The organism is Stenotrophomonas sp. LGBM10 (genome assembly GCF_046736075.1).
GTDB lineage: Bacteria > Pseudomonadota > Gammaproteobacteria > Xanthomonadales > Xanthomonadaceae > Stenotrophomonas.
Map to the genome: position 1 here is coordinate 2,820,330 of NZ_CP177163.1, position 20,263 is coordinate 2,840,592.

Annotated in this window: 18 protein-coding genes; 14 read left to right on the forward strand and 4 right to left on the reverse strand. The window is 68.6% G+C overall.

Features of this window, described 5'->3' with window-relative positions:
• Positions 1-45 precede the first annotated feature (45 nt).
• Positions 46-2,124 carry a gluconolaconase gene (locus tag ACLB90_RS12090; RefSeq protein ID WP_411849727.1) on the forward strand — a complete coding sequence of 693 codons (2,079 nt, stop codon included), beginning with the start codon at positions 46-48 and terminating at the stop codon, positions 2,122-2,124.
• Positions 2,125-2,130: 6 nt separating this feature from the next.
• Here ACLB90_RS12090 and ACLB90_RS12095 read toward each other — a convergent pair whose 3' ends face one another.
• A complete protein-coding gene (locus ACLB90_RS12095; protein ID WP_411852751.1) occupies positions 2,131-2,505 on the reverse strand; it encodes a YciI family protein in 375 nt (124 codons plus the stop codon).
• Positions 2,506-2,915: 410 nt separating this feature from the next.
• On the opposite strand from ACLB90_RS12095, the gene ACLB90_RS12100 reads away from it, so the two are divergent.
• From ACLB90_RS12100 to ACLB90_RS12135, 8 genes are all read left to right on the forward strand, one after another.
• Entirely contained in the window at positions 2,916-3,335 is a 420-nt protein-coding gene (locus ACLB90_RS12100; protein WP_411849728.1) for a YciI family protein, read from the forward strand.
• A 32-nt stretch (positions 3,336-3,367) separates the two neighbouring features.
• The gene (locus ACLB90_RS12105; protein WP_411849729.1) at positions 3,368-3,790 is read left to right on the forward strand and encodes a VOC family protein; all 423 of its coding nucleotides are present in this window, start codon (positions 3,368-3,370) and stop codon (positions 3,788-3,790) included.
• 22 nt (positions 3,791-3,812) lie between these two features.
• A complete protein-coding gene (locus tag ACLB90_RS12110; RefSeq protein ID WP_411849730.1) occupies positions 3,813-4,220 on the forward strand; it encodes a VOC family protein in 408 nt (135 codons plus the stop codon).
• Between the two features lie 49 nt (positions 4,221-4,269).
• On the forward strand, positions 4,270-5,523 hold the full coding sequence (locus ACLB90_RS12115; RefSeq protein WP_411849731.1) for an RNA polymerase sigma factor: 1,254 nt from the start codon (positions 4,270-4,272) through the stop codon (positions 5,521-5,523).
• A gap of 69 nt (positions 5,524-5,592) precedes the next feature.
• The gene (locus ACLB90_RS12120) at positions 5,593-7,242 is read left to right on the forward strand and encodes a M28 family metallopeptidase (RefSeq protein ID WP_411849732.1); all 1,650 of its coding nucleotides are present in this window, start codon (positions 5,593-5,595) and stop codon (positions 7,240-7,242) included.
• Positions 7,243-7,449: 207 nt separating this feature from the next.
• The gene (locus ACLB90_RS12125; protein WP_411849733.1) at positions 7,450-8,709 is read left to right on the forward strand and encodes a sensor histidine kinase; all 1,260 of its coding nucleotides are present in this window, start codon (positions 7,450-7,452) and stop codon (positions 8,707-8,709) included.
• Positions 8,699-9,472, forward strand: a complete 774-nt coding sequence (locus ACLB90_RS12130; protein WP_411849734.1) for a LytR/AlgR family response regulator transcription factor — start codon at positions 8,699-8,701, stop codon at positions 9,470-9,472. Before ACLB90_RS12125 ends, ACLB90_RS12130 begins: the two co-directional genes overlap by 11 nt.
• A 26-nt stretch (positions 9,473-9,498) precedes the next feature.
• Positions 9,499-9,843, forward strand: coding sequence for a hypothetical protein (locus ACLB90_RS12135; protein WP_411849735.1), 345 nt, complete (start codon positions 9,499-9,501; stop codon positions 9,841-9,843).
• Positions 9,844-9,882: 39 nt separating this feature from the next.
• On the opposite strand, the gene ACLB90_RS12140 is transcribed toward ACLB90_RS12135, so the two are convergent.
• Positions 9,883-10,497: a hypothetical protein gene (locus tag ACLB90_RS12140; RefSeq protein ID WP_411849736.1), complete on the reverse strand. Its 615-nt coding sequence runs from the start codon at positions 10,495-10,497 to the stop codon at positions 9,883-9,885.
• Between the two features lie 310 nt (positions 10,498-10,807).
• Between ACLB90_RS12140 and ACLB90_RS12145 the strand changes: the two genes are divergently transcribed.
• Both ACLB90_RS12145 and ACLB90_RS12150 read left to right on the forward strand, forming a co-directional pair.
• Positions 10,808-11,722, forward strand: coding sequence for an oxygenase MpaB family protein (locus tag ACLB90_RS12145; protein ID WP_411849737.1), 915 nt, complete (start codon positions 10,808-10,810; stop codon positions 11,720-11,722).
• Positions 11,723-11,900: 178 nt separating this feature from the next.
• Positions 11,901-12,353 (forward strand): hypothetical protein, encoded by a 453-nt coding sequence (locus ACLB90_RS12150; protein WP_411849738.1) that lies wholly within the window; start codon positions 11,901-11,903, stop codon positions 12,351-12,353.
• A gap of 248 nt (positions 12,354-12,601) precedes the next feature.
• Here ACLB90_RS12150 and ACLB90_RS12155 read toward each other — a convergent pair whose 3' ends face one another.
• On the reverse strand, positions 12,602-14,722 hold the full coding sequence (locus ACLB90_RS12155; protein ID WP_411849739.1) for a M13 family metallopeptidase: 2,121 nt from the start codon (positions 14,720-14,722) through the stop codon (positions 12,602-12,604).
• 282 nt (positions 14,723-15,004) lie between these two features.
• Between ACLB90_RS12155 and ACLB90_RS12160 the strand changes: the two genes are divergently transcribed.
• On the forward strand, positions 15,005-17,959 hold the full coding sequence (locus ACLB90_RS12160) for an EAL domain-containing protein (RefSeq protein ID WP_411849740.1): 2,955 nt from the start codon (positions 15,005-15,007) through the stop codon (positions 17,957-17,959).
• A gap of 24 nt (positions 17,960-17,983) precedes the next feature.
• Here ACLB90_RS12160 and ACLB90_RS12165 read toward each other — a convergent pair whose 3' ends face one another.
• Positions 17,984-18,865: a LysR family transcriptional regulator gene (locus ACLB90_RS12165; RefSeq protein WP_411849741.1), complete on the reverse strand. Its 882-nt coding sequence runs from the start codon at positions 18,863-18,865 to the stop codon at positions 17,984-17,986.
• Positions 18,866-18,962: 97 nt separating this feature from the next.
• Between ACLB90_RS12165 and ACLB90_RS12170 the strand changes: the two genes are divergently transcribed.
• A complete protein-coding gene (locus ACLB90_RS12170) occupies positions 18,963-19,373 on the forward strand; it encodes a DoxX family protein (protein ID WP_411849742.1) in 411 nt (136 codons plus the stop codon).
• Between the two features lie 37 nt (positions 19,374-19,410).
• Complete coding sequence (locus tag ACLB90_RS12175) at positions 19,411-20,226, forward strand: dioxygenase (protein ID WP_411849743.1); 816 nt, start codon at positions 19,411-19,413, stop codon at positions 20,224-20,226.
• Positions 20,227-20,263: the final 37 nt, after the last annotated feature.

Sequence of the window (20,263 nt, forward strand, 5' to 3'; positions counted from 1 at the left end):
GCCAAGCGACTATCGTCGTCACCTCGACATCAGACAGGAAGTGGCATGGCACGTGCGTATTGGGCAGGCGGCATCGGCGTGGTCACGGCCGCGTTGCTGGCATGGACCTACCTGCACGAGCCCGCGCCACCTGCACCACCGCCGGGCCCGGCGCCGACCGTGCTGGGCTGGACGGCGCAGATCGAGGCGCTGGCGGGCGACGGTGTCGCCGGTGCGCGCGAGGGTGCGGGCATGCAGGCGCGTTTCGCCGATCCGTACGGTATGGCGGTGGATGCGCAGGGCGTGGTGTACGTTGCCGATGCCGGCGACAACAACCGCATCCGCCGCATCCATCCCGATGGTCGCGTGGAGACGCTGGCCGGGTCCGGCGAAGGCTGGCGCGACGGGCCGGCGTTGCAGGCGCAGTTCAACACGCCGTCGGCGATCGCAGTGGATGCGGCCGGCACGCTGTATGTGGCCGACACCGGCAACCATGCAATCCGCCGCATCGACCGCGATGGCACGGTGAGCACGTTGGCCGGCGACGGCCAGCGTGGCTACCTGGACGGGCCGGCGCGGCAGGCGCGCTTCGATGCACCGATGGGCATTGCAGTGGACGCCAGCGGGCGTGTGTTCGTGGCCGACACGTACAACGACCGCATCCGCGTGATCGAGACCGACGGGCAGGTGCGCACGCTGGCCGGTGGCGAGGTGCCCGGCAACATCGACGGCGCCGGCATCGGTGCGCGGCTGGATACGCCGGTGGCGCTCGCGCTGGATGGTCACGGCAACCTGCTGATCGCCGATCTGTTCAACAACGCGATCCGCCAGCTCGCCCCGGATGGCACCCTGACCACGCGTGTCACCGGTGGTGGTCTGCTCAATGGCCCGTTGTCGTTGGCGGTGACCCATGACGGGGTGATCTACGCCAGCGACATCAACGGCAAGGTGGTGCAGATCTCGGCCCAGGGCCATCAGCTCGCGCTGGCCGGTGTTGCGCCGCAGCCGCGCTTTGCGCGACCGACCGCGCTGGCACTGGATGCCGGGGGCGGGCTGTATCTGGCCGACGCGGGGTCCTACCGGGTGCACCGGCTGCGCGCGCTGGACGCGGGGCAGACCGCGCCGCCGGCCCTGGTCGGCCCTGCGCCCGATGCGCCGTTGCCGGCCACCGGCGGGCGCTGGCCGCTGGCGCCGCAGGATGGCTGGCACGAGGTGGTGGGTACGCTGGGCGAAGTGCGCGGCAACTTCAGTGGCGAGAGCCGCCATCACCTGCACGGCGGCTTCGATATCCGTGGCGACGTGGGCCAGCCGGTGCTGGCCATCGCCGACGCCAAGGTCAGCAGCCCGGCGGCGAGCTGGGCGCTGGGCGGTCAGGGCGAAGGTCTGGCGCTGGACACGCTCAAGTACATCCACATGAAGGTCGGGCGCGATCCGCGCGACCGCCCGCTGGATGGGCGCTGGCAGCAGCTGCTGGATGCCGACGGCAAACTGGAACGCATCCGCGTGCGGCGTGGCACGCGCTTCCAGGCGGGCGAACCGCTGGGCAGCATCAACCGCATGGCGCATGTGCACCTGAGCGTGGGCGCCAGCGGGTTCGAACGCAACGCAGTGGCGCTGGGCTTTGCGCACTACGCCGATACGGTGGCCCCGCGCATCACGGCGGTGAGCCTGCTGGATGATCTGGAGCAGCCGCTGGTCGCCGGTGCCGACGGTCGCGTGGCGGTCCCACGGCAGGGGCCCGGCGTGCAGATCGTGGTGGAGGCCTGGGACCAGGTGGACCGCAATCTGCCACGGCGCCGGTTGGGCCTGTACCAGGTGGGTTACCAGATTCTCGATGCGCAGGGACAGCCACTGGCGGGGTATGAGCAGCCCCGCTTCAACATCGTGTTCAACCGCATGCCCGCGGAGGACAGCGCCACCGTGGTGGCCTATGCCCCGGACAGCGGCATCACGGTGCATGGCAGTGCGGTGACCCGCTTCCGCTACCTGGTCACCAATACCGTCCGCGACGGGTTGGTGGAGACCGGGCGCTGGCAGGCGGATGCGCTGCCGGCGGGCGACTACGTGATCCGTGGCAGTGCGCGCGACTACAGCGGCAACGAGGCGACCGGCCCGCGTGACCTGAAGATCACGCTGCTGCCCTGACCCGGCTCAGGCGCCGACGCGCTCGCGCTCGGCGTCCATGTCCGCCAGCGGCCGCACCTCGATGCTGCCGAAGCGCGACCACGGGAACTGCTCGGCGATGCGCATGGCCTCGTCACGGTCGGGCGCGTTGATCAGGTTGAAGCCGGCCAGCAGTTCGCGGGTTTCGGCGAACGGGCCATCGGTGATCCGCGACTGGCCCTGCCGCACGCGCACCGTCTGCGCGCTGGCGACCGGTTCCAGCTTCTGTGCCAGCACCAGCGTGCCCTCGGCCTGCAGGGTGTCGGCATGCTGCAGGCAGTCGTGCATCAGGCGATCGTATTCATCGCCGGGCAGCGCCTGCAGCAGGCTTTCGTCGATATAGATCAGCAGCAGGAACTGCATGGCCGGGTCCGTGTCGGCAGGGGTGTCCATGATGCCCCAGCCGGCGCAACGGCCGTGTTGCAGCGCCGCAGCGGGTGCCGCGGCCGGTTGGTTGAGCGCTGGGCCGCGATGCCCTTGTCGGCGAATGTCCCCCGGCGTCGGCCTGCGGCCGCCCCCTCCTCCTTTACTTCGCCCACAAGGGCATCGCGGCCCACGTGTCCAGATTGCTGGGGCCTCGCAGCGGCCACGGGCGTCTCTCTGCCTGCCGCAAGCCTTGGAGCACGACATCCTCCCCGCTGTCGGCAACAGCCTGAACAGGCAGAGGGAAAGGGAAGAAGAAGTTCTTTTCGCAGAGGTGTCGATTTCCGCCCCGCTGCAACGTTGTATCCATGAAGGGCCCGCCAACTGGGCCTGCCCCGAAGGAGACACCGATGAAAGTCATGGTACTGGTCAAGGCGACCGCGGCCACCGAGGCCGGTCAGATGCCGACCGAGGACGAGATCCGCGCGATGGGCGCCTACAACGAACAACTGGTACAGGCCGGGATCATGCTGGCCGGCGAGGGCCTGCACCCGACCTCACGCGCCCGCCGGGTGGCCTTCGGCGGCGACGCACCGCGGGTGATCGATGGCCCGTTCGCCGAGACCCGTGAACTGGTCTGCGGATTCTGGCTGTGGCAGGTGCGCTCGCTGGACGAGGCCACCGAATGGCTCACCCGTGCCCCGTTCGCCCCTGGCGATGTGGTCGAGCTGCGCCCGATTCTCAGCGCCGAGGATTTCGGCGCCGCCTTCACCCCCGAATTACAGGCGCAGGAACAGCGTCTGCGTGACCAGATCCACAGCGCCGATTGACCCATTCCCCCGCATTCCCCTGGAGCATTCCCATGAAACTGATTCCGTTCCTGAGCTTCAACGGCCAGACCCACGAGGCGATGGCCTTCTATGCCAAGGTCCTCAACGGCACGGTCACCTCGGAAATGAAGTACCGCGACATGCCGCCGATGGAGAACACCGAGGGCTGTGGCGAGATGCCGCCGGAGACCCTGGACCACGTGGCGCACAGCCAGCTGGAGGTGGGCCAGGCGATCCTGATGGCGGCCGACAGTCCGTCCGGCCCGGGCGAGGGCAGCACCACCATCAACATCGACGTGGAGTCCGTGGACGAAGCCGAGCGCGTGTTCGCGGCGCTGGCCGAGGGCGGCGAGATCAAGATGCCGATCGGCGAGACCTTCTGGGCGCATCGCTGGGGCTTCCTGATCGACCGCTACGGCAAGCCGTGGATGGTCAACTGCATGAAGCAACCCTGATTCCCAGCCAAGGACACCGACCATGACCGATTCGCCGCAGATGATCTTCGTCAACCTGCCGGTGCGCGACCTGGAGGCCTCCAAGGCCTTCTTCGCCGCGCTGGGCTACACCTTCAACCCGACCTTCACCGACACCAACGCCGCCTGCATGATCGTCAGCGACAGCATCTTCGTGATGCTGCTGGTGGAGGCGTTCTTCACCCAGTTCACCACCACGCCGATCAGCGATGCCCGCCGCCAGACCGAGGTGATCATCGCGCTGTCCGCGCCCAGCCGCGCGGCAGTGGATGCCGCCCTGGAAAAAGCGCTCAAGGCGGGCGCGAGCGAACCGCAGCCGGCACGCGACTACGGGTTCATGTACCAGCGCGGCTTCCAGGACCTGGACGGCCACCTGTGGGAGTTCGCGCATATGGACGGTGAGCCGGGATGACGCCCCCGGCGGCTTGTGCGGCACGCGCGGCGATGCTCTGATCCGCAGCATGGATACCGCCCTGGCGCACCGACTGGACACCCTCTGGCGCATGGAAGCGCCGGCCCTGATCGCGCGCCTGACCCGGATGCTGGGCGGCGATGTCGGGCGTGCCGAAGAACTGGCCCAGGACACCTGGCTGGCCGCGCTGGAGCGCTGGCCGGGGCAGGGCGTTCCGGACAATCCCGGAGCGTGGCTGATGACCACCGCACGCAACCGCGCCATCGATGTACTGCGCCAGCACCAGCGGGTGGCCGGCCAGCATGCGCAGTGGGGCAGCGAGCTGGAACCGCAGCCGAAGCCGGCGCCGGATGACACGGCGGCACTGGAAGACGACATCGGCGATGACCTGCTGCGGCTGATGTTCGTGGCCTGCCATCCGGTGCTGGCCGCCGATGCACGGGTGGCGTTGACCCTGCGCCTGCTTGGCGGCCTGACCACCGATGAAATCGCCCGCGCCTTCCTCACGCCCGAACCGACCATCGCCCAGCGCATCGTGCGTGCCAAACGCACCCTGGCGCAGAAGCAGGTGCCGTTCGAAGTGCCGCGCCAGGCCGCGCTGCCCGAACGGCTGGCTTCGGTGCTGGAGGTGGTCTACCTGATCTTCAACGAAGGCTACGCGGCCAGCGCCGGCGACGACTGGATGCGGCCGGCGCTGTGCGAGGAAGCGCTGCGCATGGGCCGGGTGCTGGTGCATCGCCTGCCGGCCTGGCCGCAGGTACACGGGCTGCTGGCATTGATGGAGCTGCAGGCCTCGCGTACCGCCGCACGCACCACGGCCGACGGCCGCCCGATCCTGCTGCCCGACCAGGACCGGGCGCGCTGGGACTGGCTGCAGATCGCGCGTGGCCAGGCGGCGTTGCGGCAGGCGCAGGCGCTGGGCGGCAGCACCGACGCGTATGTGCTGCAGGCGGCCATCGCCGACTGCCACGCCGGCGCGCGGCGCGCGGAGGATACCGACTGGCCGCGCCTGGCCGCGCTCTACGCCACGCTGGCCCATCACCATCCCTCGCCGGTGGTGGAACTCAACCGCGTGGTCGCGGTGGCGCGCGCGCACGGTGCCGATGCGGCCTGGGCGCTGCTGCAGCCGCTGCAGGACGACCCGCGCCTGCGTGGCTACGTGCCGCTGGCGGCAGTGCGCGGCGATGTACTGCAGCAGCTGGGCCGGCATGCCGAAGCGCGCGCGGCCTTCCAGGCCGCCGCCGCCCTGACCGCCAACGCACGCGAGAAAGACCTGCTGCTGGCACGCGCCGCCGCCCTGTAGACCGGCACTGCCGCAAACCGCGCCGGCTGTCCTACACTCGGGCGATTGTCGTCCCGTATGAGGTGCAGCGTGAAGCGAGTGGTAATCAGCCTGTTGGCGTTGTCGGTGTCGTCGGCCTTGATGGCCGCCACCCCCAAATTCGATGGCGCGCGGATCTCCGCCGACGTCAAGGAACTGGCATCGGACGCCTACGAGGGCCGCTCGCCGGCCACTGCCGGGGAAGAAAAAACCATTGCGTTCCTGAGCAGGCAGTTCGCGGCCGCCGGCCTGCAGCCGGGCGGCGATCTCAAGGACGGCAAGCGCCTGTGGACCCAGGCCGTGCCGCTGCTCAAGGGCGACATCGTGGGTACCCCGAGCCTGTCGCTGAGCAGCAAGGGCACGCCGCAGGCCCTGAGCCAGGGCAAGGAAATCGCCGTGCGCGCGGCCATGAACGGCGCCAGCGAGGTGGATATCCGCAATGCGCCGCTGGTCTTCCTTGGCTACGGCGTCAAGGCCGGCGAGCGCAACTGGGACGACTTCAAGGGCGTGGACCTGAAGGGCAAGATCGCCGTGGTGCTGATCAACGACCCGGACTTCGAAAGCGGCCAGGGCGATTTCGACGGCAAGGGCATGACCTACTACGGTCGCTGGACCTACAAGTACGAGGAAGGCGCGCGCCAGGGCGCACTCGGCGTGCTGATCGTGCACGAGACCGCACCGGCGTCGTATGGCTGGGCCACCGTGGCCGGCTCCAACACCAACACCATGTTCGACGTGGTGCGTGACAAGCCGGCCGAGGCGCATCCGCTGCTGGAAGGCTGGATCCAGCGCGATCTGGCGGTGGACCTGTTCAAGCGTGCCGGCCTGGATTTCGAGGCGCTCAAGAAGCAGGCGCAGACCCGCGACTTCAAGCCGGTTGAACTGAAGGGCGAAACCTTCTCGGCCAAGTACGCCGTCAAGACCGAGGTGATCACCTCGCACAACGTGGCCGCCCGCCTGGAAGGCAGCACGCATCCGGACGAGACCGTGGTGTACAGCGCGCACTGGGACCACATCGGCGTGGGCAAGCCCGATGCCAACGGCGACACCATCTTCAACGGCGCCCTGGACAACGCCAGTGGCACCGCCTCGCTCGTCGAGCTGGCGCGCGGCTTCGCCAAGGGCAAGCGCCCGGAGCGCTCGGTGCTGTTCCTGGCGGTCACCGCCGAGGAAAAGGGCCTGCTGGGCTCGGAGTACTACGCCAGCCACCCGCTGTACCCGCTGTCCAAGACGGTGGCAGTGATCAACATGGACGGCATGGCACCGTTCAGTCCGTCGCGCGACTTCGGCATCTATGGTTCGGCCAAGCTGGAACTGCTGGACCAGCTCAAGGACGTGGCCAAGGGCTGGGACATCCGCTACACCCCCGATCCCAAGCCGGAAGCCGGCCTGTTCTTCCGCTCCGACCACTTCCCGTTCGCCAAGCGCGGCGTGCCGGCGGTGTCGTACTCGGCCGGTCAGGACTGGGTGGACGGTGGCGTGGCGGCCGGCAAGAAGGCCTCCGACGACTACACCGCCAAGCGCTACCACCAGCAGGGCGACGAGTGGCAGCCGGACTGGACCTTCGCCGGCGCCGCGCGCGACCTGGAAGTGCTGTACACGCTGGGCAACCAGCTGGCCAACTCGCGCGCCTGGCCGAACTGGAGCGCCGATTCGCAGTTCCGCGCCCCGCGTGACGCCAGCGCCACCGAGCGAAAGTAACCCCGCCTGCCCCGCCGGTTGTTCCGGCGGGGCAGCCCCGGCAGCCCCGGCAGTGGCGTCCAGTGGCCGGCTGTCGCGGCCGCGATCCCGACCGCCATGCCCGTCGGATCGCGCTTCATCCCCCCGATTCCCGCCTTCGTCGCATGCGGCTTGTCCTTGCCGGCGGCAGGGCTATGCTCGCTTCAACCTCTTCCCGGAACCGCCACCGTGCTCGCCAGCCTCGCTCTGATCGTCCGCATCCTGTTGGCCTGGGCCGCCGCGATCATCGTGGCCGGCTTCGTCTGGAGTGGCATTTTCAGCGGCATGCGCGACGGCCCGGGCTGGGTGTTCGGGCTGCTGGCGATGTTCGTGGTCGTGACCGCGATCGGCAGCTGCATCACCCATATCCGTCGGGTGTGGCTGGTGGCCGGGCACCTGGACGGCACCACCCTGTCCAGCCGCCAGCGCCGCCAGATCGAGCTGCCGATGGACGCCGGCCCGGCCTTCGCCCTGGTCGAAGCGGCGCTGGCCGAGCTGCCCCGCGTGGAAGACATGGAGAGCGCCGCCGGCAGTCTGCAGGTGCGTGCCTACGTGCGCCGCGTGGACCCCTACAACGGCCGGCCGCCGTCGCGCTGGAACCTGCCCGCGCGCTTGGCGATCAAACGCAACAGCGTGCTTGCCACGGTCACGCCGGGGCAGGGCACCAGCAGCGTGACCCTGCTGTTCGAGCCCGACGCCGGCGTGTGGGCCGACCTGCTTGCGGTCGATGAGGGCAGCAACTACGAGAATGCCGAGGCGGTGGGGCGTGCGATCACCCGCCGCGTTGCCGAGCAGCGCCGTGACGAACAGGCCGCCGCCGCCCAGACCGCCACCGAGAAGGAACTGAGCGTGGCGCGGCTGAACCTGCTGCACGCGCAGGTGGAGCCGCACTTCCTGTACAACACGCTGGCCAACGCCCAGGTGCTCACCCGCACCGATCCGCCGCGCGCGGACCAGATGCTGGGTCACCTGATCCAGTACCTGCGCAGCTCGCTGCCCCGCGTGGACGAATCGATGTCCACGCTGGGTGTGGAACTGGAGCGCACCCAGGCGTACCTGGAGATCCTGAAGATCCGCATGGGCGCGCGCCTGCTGCTGCAGGTGGACGTGCCGCCAGCGCTGCACGTGCTGCCGCTGCCCTCGATGGCGCTGCAGACGCTGGTGGAGAACGCCATCAAACACGGGTTGGAACCCAAGCCCGGCGGCGGTACGGTGTGGATCATCGCGCGCGCCTTCGACGACCATGTCACCCTGACCGTGGCCGATGACGGGCTGGGCTTCGGCCACAGCACCAGCGGCACGGGCATCGGCCTGAAGAACCTGCGCGAGCGCCTGCGCCTGACCTGCGGCGAACACGCCGGTGTGGCGATCGTGGCCAACTTCCCCAGCGGCGTGGCGGCCACGATCACCCTGCCGTACGACGCACGCGAGGCCATCCATGCAGCTTGATGCGCTCATTGCCGAAGATGAAGATCTGCTGCGCCAGTCGCTGGTGGGCCAGTTGCAACGGTTGTGGCCGGAGCTGCGGCTGGTGGCCGAATGCGAAGACGGCGCCAGCGCGCTGGAGCGGCTGGCGGAGCTGAAACCGGATCTGGCGCTGCTGGACATCCGCATGCCCGGCATCAGTGGCATCGAGGTGGCGCGCGCGCTGCCCGAGATCAGCCCGCGCACCCAGGTGGTGTTCGTGACCGCCTACGACCAGTACGCCATCGACGCGTTCGAGCAGGGCGCGGTGGACTACCTGCTCAAGCCGGTCAGCGACGAGCGGCTGCTGGCCACGCGCGAGCGCATCCTCACGCGGATGCAGGCCGGGCGCCCGGACAATGCGATGCTCGAACAGCTGCTGCAGCGGCTGGGCCAGCAGCCGGCGGCGCGGTCCACGGCGCCGCCGCTGGCCTGGATCACCGCCAGCAACGGCCGCGATACGCACCTGATCATGCTGGAGGACGTGGTGTACTTCCGCGCCGACAGCAAGTACACCACGGTGGTCACCGCGCAGGGCGAAAGCCTGCTGCGCACGCCGCTGCGCGAACTGCTGGAAGTGCTGGACCCGCAGCGCTTCCGCCAGGTGCACCGCTCCACCATCGTCAACATGCAGGCGGTGGCGGCGGTGAGCCGCGACGATACCGGGCGCGGCCAGCTGCGGCTGAAGTGCCGGCCGGAGATCCTCAACGTCAGCCAACCGTTCATGAGCCTGTTCCGCGGCATGTAAGCCGCCCCAGCACGGAGTCGCCCCGTATGCGTACGCCCGCTCTTGCCGCTGCCTGCCTGCTGTTCCTCGCGGCCTGCCAGCAGTCCAGCAACACCTCCGTCACCCGCGTCAGTGCCAACGGGGTGGATACGCTGTACAGCCGCACCACGGTGGTCGATGGCGTCGCGCGCTTCGAGTGCATCGCCAGCCGCAGCGGGCAATGCCACTACCTGGTGCTGGACCCGCGCTGCACGCCGGACGCGGCCTGCGCGCAGCCGCCGCTGCAGCAGTTCGCGGTGGCGGTGGGGCAGACCCGGGCGATGCCCGGCCTGCCGGCCGGCTTCAAGCAGTGCGCCAGCGATATCCACAAAGAACGATGCCACCGTGACTGATCACGGTGGCATCGTGGCTCCCCCCACTTGGCGTGCCGGTCAGAAGGCCGGCTGCAGGTGCAGGTTGTTGCCGGGTTCCTGCTCACCGACATGATTGAGGCGGCCAACCAGTTCGGAATGCTGATGCATCCGGCCGATCTCGCGCATGATGCGGATGTCTTCATGGCGCAGCTCGCGCCGCGCACTGACGACCTGCTTGTAGTTGAGCACTTCCGGATAGTGCTGGGCCATCTCCAGCGCATCGGCCACGCACTCGACGCTGTCGGCGTCGGAGGTGATCCGCTCGCGGCTGTTGAACGCCTTCATCCAGCGCTCGAAGCCGGCCTTGTGGTCGAACATGTTGGCCATGAACCAGATCACGAACAGGATCGAGATCCAGGAGCCGAACACGATCACCACGCGGGTGAAGGTGATATGGAAGTCGTCCTTCCACAGGTAGTTGCTGATGAGGCCGAGGATCAGCAGCGAGGCCGCCTGCCAACCGACGATCGAGGCCATCAGCCACTGGCCCTTGGCCTTGGCGAGCACGGCCACTTCCTCGCGGATCTGCTGCTCGCTCTTGTTACGCCAATGCGCGACCTGTTTTTCGAACGGGCTGTTGTACAGCTCGTTGTCCTGCAACAGCAAACCCAAACCCTTGAACAAAGCGATCATGACGTGCTCCTTCTGGAACGTGCGGCAGCGCATTTGGACGAACTTGAGGCGGATTCAGTTCTAGCACTTCCAGCGGCCGGCGCAATGGGGAGAACGCGAAGGAGCGTGCGTCGATTTTCTGAATGCGGGAGGGTTGGTGCGGCGCACCATCGCGCGCGCGGCCTGCGACAAGATGTCGCAGGTTGATTCATGTTGCGGGCGCACATGAAACACACGATGACCGTCGTGGCTCGCCGCGTCGGCCGGGATCGGCCAGAATCGAGGCCGACCGCGCAGCCAGCGGTCGTTTCTTCCGCCGATCGGACCTGCGATGCCGCCGCTGCTCACCCGTCTTTCCCGCCCCATCACCGCGCCGATCCGGCGCTGGGTACTCGACACATTCCCGCGCGGGCAGAGCAACATCGATTACGACCACCCCCAGGGTGATCCGGGCTGGTTTGGCCCGGACAGCGCCACGTGGCGGGTGCATGCGGAGCTGCCGGGAATGCTTGCCGGCGGCCTGTGCGCGCTGATGCTGCAGACCCTGCACCCATTGGCGCTGGCGGGGGTGTACGACCACTCCAACTTCCGCGGCGATCTGGTCGGCCGGCTGCGCCGCACCACCGCCTTCGTGGCCGGCACCAGCTACGCGCCCGCCGGCGAGGTGGAGACGATGGTTGCCCGGGTCAGGCGCATTCATGCGCAGGTGCGGGGGCAGACGCCGGACGGGCAGGCGTACTCGGCCGATGCGCCGGATCTGCTGACCTGGGTCCACGTCACCGAGGCCTACGGGTTCCTGCAGGGCTGCCGCCGCTATTGCCGCGATGTGCCGACGGCGGTTGCAGACCGCTACTACGACGAGTACCGCCGCGTGGCCGAAGCCTTGGGCGCGATCGATGTGCCGGCCTCGGAAGCGGAGGTGGCGGCGTACTTCGCACGGGAGCTGCCCCGGTTGCGCTTCGATGCGCGCTCGCGCGAGGTGCTGGCGGTGCTCTCGGGCATCCGCCTGCCGGTGCCGATGGCGGGGCTGTCGCGTGACCTGTTTCTCGGCGCCGGGACCGCGTTGCTGCCGCCGTGGGCGATGACCCTGCTGGAACGCACTGCGGTGCAACGTGTGCAGGCGCAGACGTCGGCCCGCCTGCTGCGCGGCATGGCGCCGCTGTTCCGCCGCGCGCTGCCGGATGGCGTGGCCACCCGCGCCTGCACGCGTGTCGGTGTTCCGGCCAGCGTCCTTGCCGCGTGGTGAAGGGGTGGGCCGCCTGGAAAAAGGGTGAGCGGATTCCAGTGTGGGATGCGGGTCAGCAGACGTTTATCCAACAAACATATCAGCTGACCGGGTCCACTGTCGCAGCGGATAAGCAAGGTAACTTATCCATCTCGGCCACCAATCCAAAGGTGGGTGCGCCAGGAGCAGCGATCCCAAAGTGTTCATCGACTTCAAATGTTGGCGTGCACTGCCAGGACGCCAGTGGTGCCACGGTCAAGTCTTACAACTTCCTGCTGGATCAGAATGGGACGCCTTGATGAGAGACCGACTCTGCATTGTTGCGCTAACGCTCGCGGCGGGGATTTCGTGTGCATCCACCAGAGCTGACCAACAGAGTGAAACACTGCAGGATGCAGCCATCATTGAACGATCCGCTATCCTGCCCTATACCGGATACATTCGTACCTGGATCCAGTTCAGAGTGAAAGCGAAAGGGAAGGAACTGGTGGTGGTGCTACCGCACTTCGACGACGGCAAGCGGATTCCGGACGTCGGCGAAAGGTGCCAGATCCACTACCACGCTGAAGTGATTGAGGGGTATGTGGGCGACAAGAACGTTCGAGAGGCGACGACCAATGTTGTCGATCAGATGGCATGTGAGAGGGGCTAAGCGTTTGAGGTCGAACCTGCGCCAGTAGCGCTCCCCACCTGTAACGGCCGGTGCGCGAAGCGGGTGCTGCCCGACGCGTTCTACACCGCCCCTTGCGGCAACGATGCAACACCCAGACCGTGGAAGTACATGGGCGCGCGTTTGCCCAGCCGAGCACCGGGACAGACCTGGGTTTGCCCACACAGGATTTTTGATCCCAAAAAAACGGGCGCCGAAGCGCCCGTTTTCCGGTCATCGCGCCGCGATGATCACCACACCTTGACCCGCTTGTCCGGCGCCAGGTACAGCTTCTGGCCTTCCTTGACCTCGAACGCCGGGTACCACGCATCCAGATTGCGCACGGTGAGCGCGCGGAACTGGCCCGGTGCATGCACGTTGGTCAGCAGCGAGTTGCGCAGCGCCTGTTCGCGGGCCTTGCTGCGCCATGCCTGGGCGAAGCCGAGGAAGAAGCGCTGGTCCGGCGTGAAGCCTTCCAGGGTCTGCCCGGGCTTCCCCTGCAGCGAGAGCTGGTAGGCATCGTAGGCGGTGGCCAAGCCGGCGACGTCGGCGATGTTCTCGCCCAGCGTCAGGCGGCCGTTGACCGACACGCCCGGGAACGGCTGGTAGCTGCTGAACTGCGCGGCCAGCGCATCGCCGGCTGCGTTGAACTGCTTGAGATCATCGGCGGTCCACCAGTTGTCCAGCTTGCCGGTTTCGTCGAACAGCGCGCCGGCGTTGTCGAAGCCGTGGCTGATCTCGTGGCCGATGACCGCACCGATCGCACCGTAGTTCACCGCATCGTCGGCGGCCCCGTCGAAGAACGGCGGCTGCAGGATCGCGGCCGGGAACACCAGGCGGTTTTCCAGCGGTACGTTCATTGCGTTGATGGTCTGCGGCAGCATCGCCCACTCGGTGTGGTCCACCGGCTTGCCGAGCTTGGCGATGTTGCGCTGGTACTCGAAGAGTTCGGCACGTTCGGCGTTGCCCAGCGCATCGTCGCGCTTGACCTCCAGCCCGCTGTAATCACGCCACTTGTCCGGGTAGCCCATGCCCACGGTGAGCCCGGCAACCTTGGCCTTGGCGCGTGCCTTGGTCTGCGGCGACATCCACGCCAGTGCATCGATGCGCTTGGCGAAGGCGGCGATGATGTTCCTGGCCATTTCGTCGGCGCGCGCCTTGGTGGCCGGGTCGAAATGACGCTCGACATACAGCTTGCCGATGGCCTCGCCAACGGCGTGGTTGCTGTCGTCCACCGCCCGCTTCCAGCGCTCGCTCTGCTGCGGCGTGCCGTTCAGCGCGGTGCCGTGGAAAGCGAAGCGCGCGTCGGCGAAGGTCTTCGGCAGGTAGGGCGCGGCGCGATCCAGGGCATGGAAGGCGAGATAGTCCTTCCATACGTCCAGCGGCTCGGTGGCGACCAGGCGGGAAATGCCGGCCACCGCCTTGGGCTGCCACACGATGAAGTCCTGCTGCTCGCCCAGTTGGGCACCGGCCAGGAAGGCGCTCCAGTCCATGCCCGGCGCCTTGGCGCTCAGGTCGGCCTGCTTCCAGGCGTTGGCGCCCTTGGCCACATCGTTGGTTTCTTCCTGGGTGGCGTGCGCCTGGGCGATCCTGGTCTCCAGCGCCAGGATGCGCTGCGCCTTGGCCGCCGGATCGGCAACGCCCGCCAGCTGCAGCACCTGGGCGATGTAGGCCTGGTACTGCTTGCGCAGCTCGGCCATGCGGCCGCCCTGCAGGTAGAAGTCGCGGTCCGGCAGGCCCAGGCCGCCCTGCACCAGGTACGGGGCGGTGCGGTCCGGCTGCAGCAGGTCCACCGACACCCACACGCCGAACAGGCGGTCGGTGTAGAAGTTGGTCGCATTCAGCAGGTCGACGTCGGCGCGCAGGGTGCCGCCCAGGGTGGTGGCCAGCGCGGACTTGTCGGCAATGCCGGCGATGGCATCGAGGGTCGGCTTGACCGGGGCCAGGCCGCGCGATTCGATGCCGGCGTCGTCCATGTAGGCGGCGTAGTAGTCGCCGATCAGCTTGGCTTCGCCCTCGGCCTTGGCGTCGGCGGCGGCGCCTTCGAGGATCGCGCGGGTATCGGCCAGGGTCTTTTCGGCGATGACGTTGAAGCTGCCGTAGCTGGAGCGGTCGGCCGGGATCTCGGTGTTCTTGACCCAGGTGCCGTTGGCGAAGCCGAAGAAATCGTCGCCCGCCGCCAGGCTGCGGTCCATGCCGGCGATGTCGAAGCCGAAGCTGCCCAGCTGCGGCTTGGCCGGGGCCGGCGGCGCGGCGGTATCGGCAGCGGGTGCGGCCGGCGGTGCGGCCGGTTCGCGGTCGCAGGCGGCCAGGCTCAGCGACAGGCTGGCGGCAATGGCGAGCATCAGGGTGGGGCGGCGCAGCTTGGACATGGACCTTCTCAGGCAACGGAAAGGACCTAGTCTAGTCCTCTGGCGCAGGCAGGATCAGGCCGCACGCGCGATCGTCCAATGGCCAGATCCTGCTCTTCCCGCATGGCCGCCGCTGGTGCATGCTGGGGCCGGCAGGACCGTTCCGCGCCGGGATGCCAGGGGAGGCATCGCGCGGACACGTTTGCAGGCGTCAAGAAAAGGTGGCTTCGGCCGCTCAGGTTTGGGGGAAACCAGGAAGCGTTTGCGCATGAAGTCAGCCCGCAATGAAGGGAGCCGTTTGCGATGCCCGCGTTGAACCGTGCGATGGCGCGGCCACTGCGGACGATCGTCTGGTTGGGCAGCGCGCTGGCCGTGCTGCTGGCCGTCGCGCTGGGCGCCATGCTGGCCAACGATTACCAGCGCCGCCAGGAAGCCGCGCAACGCCAGAGCTGTGCGCTGGCCGCCGGTTCGCAGCGCCTGCTGCGGCTGGAGCTGCGCAATCTTGAACGGGCCATGCTGGGCATCGCCGACGATGGCGCGAAGCTGTTCCAGCGCGTGCCGGAGCAGGCGCCGGAACTGCTCGACGATGCCATCGCCGGGGTGCTGCAGCGGCATGCCGAGCTGGACAGCATCGTGGTGGTGGACCAGCACGGGCGCGCGCTGACGAGCGGCAGCGGCGACCTGCACCTGCCGCTGTGGGCAACCGAATCCAACCGCGGCACCGGCAGCGCGCTGTACGTCGGCCCGCCGCAGGCGCTGGACGGCCACCGCTGGGTGCTGCCGCTGGCGCTGCGCATGGGGGCCAACCGCTGGCTGCTTTCCCGCCTGCATACCGAAGAATTGACCTCGATCATCAGTGGCCTGGACACCGGTGAGTTCGGGGTGATCTCGATCACCGACGCGCAGGGCTATGTGCTGGCGCGCAGCCCTGATCCGCTCGGGGCCACCGGCCAGCGCTTCGGCCTGGCCCGGCGCGAGATGCTGCGTACCGATGCGGTGACGCCGCTGGGCATCGAGACCAGCTCGGTGGACCAGATCGAACGCATCTCCACCCTGACCACGCTGGGCCAGTACCCGCTGGCGGTGTACGCCGGGCTGGGGCGCCGCGACGTGCTGGCACCGTGGTGGCCCTACGTGTACGCCTCGCTGGGCGTGTACCTGGCGTACTGGGCGGTGTTCCTCGGGGTGTATTTCAGCCTGCGCCGCGCCACCGTGCACCAGGACGCGCTGACCGAAGAGCTGCGCACCGGCCATGCCGAGCTGAGCCTGGCCCACCAGGTGGGCAAGGTATGCACCTGGTATGTGGATGAGGATGCCTGCGTGCTGCGCTGGTCGCCGCTGGCGCGCGACATCTTCGGCCTGGACATCGACAGCCTGCCGGTTGCCGATTTCTTCGCCCGCGTGCACCACGAAGACGCGCCGCGCATGCAGGCCGCCTTTGATGCGGCCTTTGCCGGTACTGCGGTGCTGGATGAAATGTTCCGCGTGGTGCTGCCCGGCGGTGCCACGCGCTGGGTGTCCGCGCGCGGCCAGCGGGTGGCGGTGGTGGATCGGCAGCGGCGCATGATCGGTGCGCTCACCGATGTCAGCGAGCGCGTGCAGGCCCTGGCGCGGATGCAGCAGGCCGAGCGCCAGTTCCGCCTGCTGTTCGACCGCAACCCGGCACCGTTCTGGGTGTTCGATCCCGATACGCTGCGCTTCCTGGAAGTGAACGAAGCGGCAGTCCGCCAGTACGGCTTCAGCCGCGACGAATTCCTCTCCATGAGCATCCTGGACATCCGCCCGCGCGAAGGCTGGGAGGAGATCCGCGGCGCCATCGAGCAGGCACGCATCGGCGATGTGCAGGACGCCACGGTGCGCATGCACCGGCGCAAGGATGGCACCGTGTTCGAGGTGCGTGCCCACCTTGCACGGCTGGATTTCGATGGCCGCCAGGCGTGCCTGGTGTTGGCCGAGGATGTCAGCGAGCGCTTGGCCTACGAGCGCGACCTGGCGTACCACGCCACCCACAACCCGGCCACCGGCCTGCTCAATACGCGTGCGCTGGCCGAACAGCTGGATGCGGCGGGTGGCGGCTACACCATCGCCTACGTGCAGTTCCGCGGCCTGCAGCTGGTGGCCGATACGCTGGGCCGCGAAGTGGGCGAGGTGGTGCTGCAGGCGATGGCCAAGCGGCTGGGGGGCCTGGGCGCGCGCTACGGTGCGCTGGCGTTCCAGCCGGCCGAGGATTTCATCTTCGCCATCGACGACACCCACGACCGCCAGTCGGCGCTGGATACGCTGGTGCAGACCGTGTCCGAACCGGTACGCGGGCAGGATTGGCTGCACCAGTTCGAGCCGCGCATCGGCGTGGCGGTGAAGTTCGACGGCGATGTGCTGCCGGCCGAGCAGGTGATCGGCATGGCCGCGCAGGCGGCGCATGCCGCGCGCGACGAAGGCAGCGTGATCGCGTGGTACGACAATACCGTCAGCTCGCGCCTGGCCGAGCGGCTGCGCCTGGCCGGGCGCATCCACAGTGCGATCGACGCCGAGTTCGAGCTGTATTTCCAGCCCATCTGCCACGCCAGCGATGGCAGCCCGGCAGCCCTGGAAGCCCTGCTGCGCTGGCCGCAGCCGGATGGCAGCTTCATTCCGCCAGGCGAGTTCATCCAGCTCTGCGAAGACACCGGGTTGATCCTGGCGCTGGGCCGCTGGGTGATCCGTGCGGCGGCGCAGGCGCAGCGGCAGCTGGTTGATGCCGGGTGGGGCATGCTGCCGATCGCGGTGAACGTCTCGGCGGTGCAGTTCTTCAACAGCGATCTGGTGGCCGAGTTCACCCGCGCCACCCAGGAGTTCGGCCTGGAACGCGGTGCGCTGCAGGTGGAACTGACCGAAAGCAGCCTGATGCGCAAACCGGCGCAGGCCAAGCAGACCATGCAGCGGCTGCACGAACAGGGCATCTGCATTTCGCTGGACGATTTCGGTACCGGCTACTCCAACATGTCCTACCTGCAGCACCTGCCGCTGGACATCCTGAAGATCGACCGCAGCTTCGTGGCCGATGTTGAGACCAATCCGCGCAACGCCTCGATCTGCCGCGCGCTGTTGTCGTTGGGGCACAGCATGGGCCTGACCATCATCGCCGAGGGCGTGGAGACCCCCGGCCAGCACCAGTGGCTGGCCGCGCACGGCTGCGACCAGGTGCAGGGCTACCTGCTGGGCCGGCCGGCGCCGCTGCGCGAGGTGATCGCCCGGCTGGAGACCGCCGACGCGGTGTAGCGCCGCGCGCCGCGGCCGGCGCTGTCAGGCCAGCGCCTCGACCAGGTAGTCGATGAAGGTGCGCACCTTCGGCGCCAGGTGGTTGCGGCTGGTGTACACGGCATGGATGCCGACGGGCGGCACATCCCAGTCGGGCAGGATGCGCTGCAGGCGGCCGTCGGCCAGCGCGTCGTCGATCAGGAAATCCGGCTGCAGGATGATGCCGAGGCCGGCGATCGCCGCCTCGCGCAGCACATCGCCGTTGTTGGCGCGGATGCCACCGCGGATCGCCACGCTGACCTCGCCGCGCGGGCCACGCAGCTGCCAGGCATCGCCGCCGCCCCAGTAGCTGTAGTTCAGGCACTGATGATCGGCCAGATCCTCCGGCTGCTCCGGGTGGCCGTAGGCGGCCAGGTAGGCCGGCGCCGCACACAGGGTGATACGGGCATCGGCGAGCTTGCGCGCGATCAGCGCCGGGCCGGGTTGCCGGGTGATGCGGATGGCCACGTCGAAGCCTTCTTCGACCATGTCCACCAGGCGGTCGGACAATGACAGATCCAGCTGCACCTGCGGATGGCGTGCCCGGTAGCCGGCCAGCAGCGGGCCCAGCCGGGCGATGCCGTAACTGACGGGCGCGTTGATCCGCAGCAGGCCCGAGGGCTCCAGCGCCTGCGCGCCGATGCTGGCTTCCAGCGCATCGAACTGCGCCAGCAGCTGCACGCACTGGGCGTAGTAGGCCGCGCCGGTGCTGGTCGGGCTCACCCGGCGGGTGGTGCGGTTGAGCAGGCGTGTGGACAGCCGCTGCTCCAGTGCCGCGATCTGGCGGGTGACCCCGGCGGTGGACATGTCCAGCGCCTGCGCGGCGGCGCTGAACCCGTTGCGCTCCACCACCGCCACGAACACACGCATCGCTTCCAGGGTGTCCATTGTTGCGCGTCCCGTAATAAACAGCGTCGGTTGATCGTATTTATTGGCGGCTATGCGCGCAATAACCTGTGCGCATCGCATCCTGTCGAGGTGTTCCATGCATACGACTCCGCACCGTCCCGCCGCCCTGGCCCCGTATGGCGCCACCGTGCTGCGCTGGGCCCTGGGGGCGCTGTTCCTGGCCCACGGGCTGACCAAGCTGCTGGTGTTCACCCCGGCCGGCACCGCCGCCTACTTCCAGTCGCTGGGTCTGCCCGGCGCGCTCGGTTACCTCACCATCGCCCTCGAACTGACGCTCGCCGCCGCCCTGCTGCTGGGCATCTTCGCGCGCTGGGTGGGGCTGATCGGTGTGCCGCTGCTGCTGGGCACCATCGTCACCGTGCACGGCGCCAACGGCTTCAGCTTTGCCAATGCGGGCGGCGGCTGGGAATACCCGGCGTTCTGGGCGCTGGCCCTGCTGGTGCTGTTCTGCATCGGCGACGGCAAGTGGACGCTGGCCTCGCGCTGAGCGTGCCCCTGTCGTTCTTCCCCAACCGGAGCCTCTGATGACCCGCCTGCCTTCGCTGTACATCTCGCACGGTTCGCCGATGACCGCGCTCAACCCCGGCCTGGTCGGCCAACGCCTGGCCGACCTGGCCGCCACGCTGCCGCGCCCGCGCGCCATCGTCATGGCGTCGGCGCACTGGCTGACCCGCCAGTCGGCGGTCGGCGCGCATCCGCGGCCGCCCACCATCCACGATTTCGGTGGCTTCCCGCAGGCGCTGTTCGACCTGCAATACCCGGCACCGGGCGATCCGGCGCTGGCGCGCGAGGTCGCCGAGCGGCTCGGCGCTGCCGGCGTGCCGACCGTGATCGATGCCACCCGTGGCCTCGATCACGGCGCCTGGGTGCCGCTGCGCTTCCTGTACCCGCATGCGGACATCCCGGTGGTACCGCTGGCGATCCAGCCGCTGCTCGGGCCGGCCCACCAGCTGGCGCTGGGCCGCGCGCTGGCGCCGTTGCGCGAGCAGGGCGTGCTGGTGATCGGGTCGGGCAGCATCACCCACAACCTGCACGACTGGGGCAACTACCAGGACGGCAAGGAAGCGCCGTACGTGCGGCCCTTCATCGACTGGGTGGAGCAGCGGCTGGCGGCCGACGACAGTGCCGCACTGCTCGACTACCGCCGCCAGGCGCCGTATGCCGAGCGCGCGCATCCCACCGACGAGCACCTGCAGCCGCTGTACGTCGCGATGGGGGCGGCCGGTGCGGACACACTGGGTGCGCAGCGCATCGATGCCGGTATCGATGCCGGCTTCCTGGCGATGGACATCTACCGCTTCGACGGCGCCGATGCCGGCCCGGTGCCGACCACGCGCTGACCGCGCAGCGCCTGCTGTCCGCCTACTGAGCTCGATT